This window comes from Streptomyces sp. AA1529, assembly GCF_000280905.1.
Lineage (GTDB): Bacteria > Actinomycetota > Actinomycetes > Streptomycetales > Streptomycetaceae > Streptomyces.
In genome coordinates, this window is the sequence record NZ_ALAP01000057.1 from 1 (window position 1) to 4,544 (window position 4,544).

Consider the following 4,544-nt stretch of genomic DNA (forward strand, 5'->3'; position numbering starts at 1 on the left):
GAGCAGCAGCTCGCGGTCGACGACACCCACGGGGGTGCCGGACCCGTCCGTGACGGTCAGCGGGTGCTCGCTGGTGGAGAACGGGGTGAACAGTTCGGCCAGCGGCGTCTCGGCCGTGACCGTCGGGACGACGGCGCTCGGCGGACCGCCGTCGGGCGGGGCGTCCCCGCCGCCGTCCGCCTCCCGCATGATCGCGCCCGCGGTCAGCACCCGGGAGCGGTCCACGTCCTGGGTGAAGGAGGCGACGTACTCGGTGGCGGGCCGCAGCAGGATGTCCTCCGCGGTGCCGATCTGCACGATCCGGCCGTCGCGCATCATCGCGATGCGGTCGCCGACGCGCATGGCCTCGTTCAGGTCGTGGGTGATGAAGACGATGGTCTTGTGCAGCGACTGCTGCAGCTGCAGCAGCTGGTCCTGCATGTCGCGGCGGATCAGCGGGTCCAGCGCGCTGAAGGACTCGTCCATGAGCAGCAGGTCGGCGTCGGTGGCCAGCGCGCGGGCGAGCCCGACGCGCTGCTGCATGCCGCCGGACAGCTCGTCCGGCCAGGAGTGCTCCCAGCCCTGGAGCCCGGCCAGGCGCAGGGCCTCGGTGGCGCGCTGTTCGAGTTCCTCGGCCGGGACGCCCTGCACCCGCAGACCGTAGGCGGCGTTCTCCAGCACGCTGCGGTGCGGGAAGAGCGCGAAGTGCTGGAAGACCATGCTGATCCGGTGGGAGCGCAGCCCGCGCAGTTCGCGCGGACCGAGCGCGGTCAGGTCCTCGCCGTCGAACAGGACCCGTCCCGAGGTGGGGACCAGCAGGCCGTTGAGCATCCGCAGCAGCGTCGACTTGCCCGAGCCGGAGAGGCCCATGACGACGAATACCTGCCCTTCCGCCACCTCGAAGGAGGCGTCGATCACCGCGGCGACCGTGCCTTCGGCGCGCAGTTCCTCGCGGTCCGCGCCGGCGCGCAGCCGGGCCACGGCCTCATCCGCTTGTCTCCCGAACACCTTGTACAGGTGTTCGGCTCTCAGCCTGGACACATTCACCCTCTTGACTGCGACAACAGTTACCCCGGCCTGCCATCCGTCTCGCCATGGAGCGCTGTAGATCGCTGCAACCGACGCACACCAGAAAGATGAATCACACATGCACTTTTTGTCGGACTTTTCTCTGCTCCATGAGCGTGACCCCGAATCGGCCCTCCCGCTCCCCACGGCGTCCAAAGGGGTGGAAAAGCGACCCGAGTGACACCCGGGAGCAGCGCGCGACCACCCGGCGTCACCTGTCGGCCCGGTACGGCATCATCGGCTCGTGACCACCACAGCGAACTCAGCGCACACCGGGACAGGACACACCGCGAACGGCCGCCGGCTGATGCTCCTGGACACCGCCTCGCTCTACTTCCGCGCGTACTTCGGCGTCCCGGACACCGTCCGCGCACCGGACGGAACCCCCGTCAACGCGGTACGCGGCCTGCTCGACTTCATCGCCAGACTCGTCCAGGACCACCGCCCCGCCGCACTGGCCGCCTGCATGGACGCCGACTGGCGCCCCGCGTGGCGGGTGGAGCTGATCCCCTCCTACAAGGCACACCGCGTCGCCGAGGAGGTCCCCGGCGGACCGGACGAGGAGGAGACCCCCGACACCCTGGGCCCGCAGGTACCGGTGATCGAGCAGGTGCTGGACGCGATCGGAGTGGCCCGGCTCGGCGCCGCGGAGTACGAGGCGGACGACGTGATCGGCACCCTCGCCACCCGCGCCACCGGCCCCGTCGACGTCGTCACCGGCGACCGCGACCTCTTCCAGCTCGTCGACGACGCGCGCGCCGTGCGGGTGCTCTACCCCGTCAAGGGCGTCGGCAGCCTGGACACCTACGACGACGCGGCCCTGCGCGCCAAGTACGGGGTCGACGGAAGGGGGTACGCCGACCTGGCGGTGCTGCGCGGCGACCCCAGCGACGGACTGCCCGGCGTCCGCGGCGTCGGCGAGAAGACGGCCGCCAAACTGCTGGCCGAGTACGGCGACCTGGCGCGCATCCGCGCCGCGGCGGCCGACCCGGTCTCCCGGCTCACCCCCGCCCAGCGCGGCAAGTTCCAGGAGGCCGCCGACTATCTGGACGTCGCGCCCACCGTGGTGCGGGTGGCGCGGGATGTCGACCTCCCGGACGCCGACCTCGCCCTGCCGCGCGGCCCGCGCGACCCGGAGCTGCTGGAGCAACTGGCCGAGCGCTGGGGACTGGGCGGCTCGCTGCGGCGGCTGCTGGAGGTCCTGGCGGACTGATCCGCCCCGGAGGCCGATCTGTTAGCTTAGGTATACCTAAGTTGCTCTGTGTCCAGGGAGGCCCCGTGCCCGAAAGCCCGGCCCGTCCAGCCCGCAAGAAGCCGCAGCTCCACCACGCGCGCGTGGTGCGCACCGAGCGACTGACGCCGCACATGGTGCGCGTGGTGCTCGGCGGCGACTCCCTTGCGGGTTTCCCGGCCGGTGAGTACACCGACCACTACATCAAACTGCTGTTCCCGGTCCCCGGCGTGCACTACCCGGAGCCCTTCGACATCGCGCAGATCCGCGCCGAACTGCCGCGCTCCCAGTGGCCCGCGATGCGCACCTACACCGTGCGCGCCTGGGACCCGGCCGCGCGGGAGATGACCGTCGACTTCGTCGTGCACGGCGACGAGGGACTGGCCGGCCCCTGGGCCGCCTCCGCCGCCGCCGGCGACGAGATCCGTTTCCTGGGACCCGGCGGCGCCTACGCGCCCGCGCCGGAGGCCGACTGGCATCTGCTGGCCGGCGACGAGAGCGCGCTGCCCGCCATCGCCGCCGCCCTCGCCCGGATGCCGTCCGGTGTCCCGGTCAGAGCCCTCATCGAGGTCGCCGCAGCCCGGGAGGAGCAGCCGCTGGAGGCACCGCCCGGCGCCGAGGTGCGCTGGCTGCACCGGGGCTCGGCTCCCGTGGGCGAACGGCTCGTCGCGGCCGTCCGCGCCCTGGAGTTCCCACCGGGCCAGGTGCAGGCGTTCGTCCACGGAGAGGCCGGCTTCGTCAAGGAACTCCGCGGCCATCTGCGGCTGGAGCGGGGCGTCGCACGCGAGCAGCTCTCCATCTCCGGCTACTGGCGGCTGGGTGCCGACGAGGACAACTGGCAGGCGTCGAAGAAGGAGTGGAACGCCCGCGTCGAGGCCGAGCAGGAGCAGCGCCCCGCCGCATGAGGACGGCCCCGCCCGCGTGACGCCCCGCCGCCGGACTGCCGCACGGCGGAGCCGCCCGCGGGCGGGGGGCGTTCAGCGCGGCTCCAGCGGCCCCCCGGGGCAGTGCCGCGGCCCCGAGACGGGATTGCACCGCACGGCCCGATCCCGCGGCCCCGGCAACTCGGCCACGTAGTCGGACCCGTACCGGGCGGCCAGACCGGGGACCGGGAAGTCGGTGCTCACCATCTGCGCGCCCGACGAGAGCGCGTCGCGCAGCATCCCGGTGCTGCCGCTGCCCGCCTGCTCCAGCGGCACGTCCGAGCGGGTCCGCACGTAGAACCCGCGCCGCACCAGGTCGCGGATGACGGCCTTGCCCTCGCCGGTGGGGTCGTTCACCTTCATGAAGGCGGCGTCGGGCCGGCCCGGCTCGGAGTCGGTGAACAGCACCCGCCCCTGCAGGCTCTCGCGGCCCCCGGCCCGGTAGGCGTCCTGGATCTCCCGGCCGTCGTTGTCCATGAAGAACATGACCTGCCCCCGGGTGTCGCGCACCTTGGGCCAACCGTGCCGGAGCACCGACTGCTCCAGCGTGCGCCCGGGGCGCCGGATGTCGTCCGGCGTCAGCGTCGCCTCGTCGGGGAAGACGGACCGGATCTCCTCGTCCAGCGCGTCGAGCATCGCCGTGTCCCAAGACGGGCTCTCGGCACCGCCCTGCTCCTCCAGCCGCGGGTCGGTCTGCTTCAGCTCCAGCAGGATCGGCACCGCGACATGACCGGGACGGCGCTCGGACCACTGCCTGACCTGGCGCAGGCAGCCGCGCAGGGTGACGCAGGTCGAGCGGTAGTCGAAGTCCGCCCAGTGCAGCACCTTGAAACCGGGCTTGCGCAGGTCCGGGTCGGCGAGCGGCGGCAGTCCGGCCCGCTTGCGCAGCAGCGGATCGGCGTAGAGACCGCCCTCGGGGTCGGGGAAGACGTCGAGTTCGATGCCGCGGGCCCGCTGCCGGGCGAACTGCTCGGGCAGCGAGGAGTGGCTGTAGAGCAGGTTCTGCCAGCCGGGGTCGTAGCGGGACATCAGGTTCTGCTCGGCGAGCGAGGTCGTCTCGCGGTGATAGCTGTTGTGCGTGGCCATGGCCTGGAGCTGGGTCAGCCGCAGGTCGCCGGCCGGATCACGGTGGCCGCCCCGCCCGGCGGCACCGTCCGGCTGGGCCGCGGCGGAGGTGGAGGTGAGCGCCGCGACGGCGGCCACCGCGGTCATGGCGCAGATCCAGCGGCGGATCGCGGATCCGGCTCGGGATCGGGTGCTGCTCGTACGCACTGGGCCCCCTGTCGAGTACGGGAAGCGCGCGGAGACGCGCGCCGGACGGAGCCTGCCGGGCCCGTGCGGCC

The 4,544-nt window shown here is 72.8% G+C and carries 4 protein-coding genes; 2 read left to right on the top strand and 2 right to left on the bottom strand.

The genetic code is table 11. The annotated features are described in order from the left end of the window. On the bottom strand, positions 1–1,020 hold a 1,020-nt coding region (locus A949_RS0117170; protein ID WP_078565456.1), incomplete at its 3' end, for a quaternary amine ABC transporter ATP-binding protein. A 334-nt stretch (positions 1,021–1,354) separates the two neighbouring features. On the opposite strand from A949_RS0117170, the gene A949_RS0117175 reads away from it, so the two are divergent. Together A949_RS0117175 and A949_RS0117180 are read left to right on the top strand one after the other, a co-directional pair. Beyond that, positions 1,355–2,260, top strand: a complete 906-nt coding sequence (locus A949_RS0117175; RefSeq protein WP_019357255.1) for a 5'-3' exonuclease — start codon at positions 1,355–1,357, stop codon at positions 2,258–2,260. A gap of 65 nt (positions 2,261–2,325) precedes the next feature. Further along, positions 2,326–3,183 (top strand): siderophore-interacting protein, encoded by an 858-nt coding sequence (locus A949_RS0117180; protein ID WP_019357256.1) that lies wholly within the window; start codon positions 2,326–2,328, stop codon positions 3,181–3,183. 72 nt (positions 3,184–3,255) lie between these two features. Here the strand turns inward: A949_RS0117180 and A949_RS0117185 are convergent, their stop codons facing one another. Next, complete coding sequence (locus A949_RS0117185; protein ID WP_019357257.1) at positions 3,256–4,413, bottom strand: phosphatidylinositol-specific phospholipase C1-like protein; 1,158 nt, start codon at positions 4,411–4,413, stop codon at positions 3,256–3,258. Positions 4,414–4,544 lie beyond the last annotated feature (131 nt).

What these genes read in the sequence shown, in the direction of transcription:
- A949_RS0117185 (WP_019357257.1), bottom strand. Translation starts at nt 4,413, where the DNA reads ATGACCGCGGTGGCCGCCGTCGCGGCGCTCACCTCCACCTCCGCCGCG.
- A949_RS0117175 (WP_019357255.1), top strand. Translation starts at nt 1,355, where the DNA reads ATGCTCCTGGACACCGCCTCGCTCTACTTCCGCGCGTACTTCGGCGTC.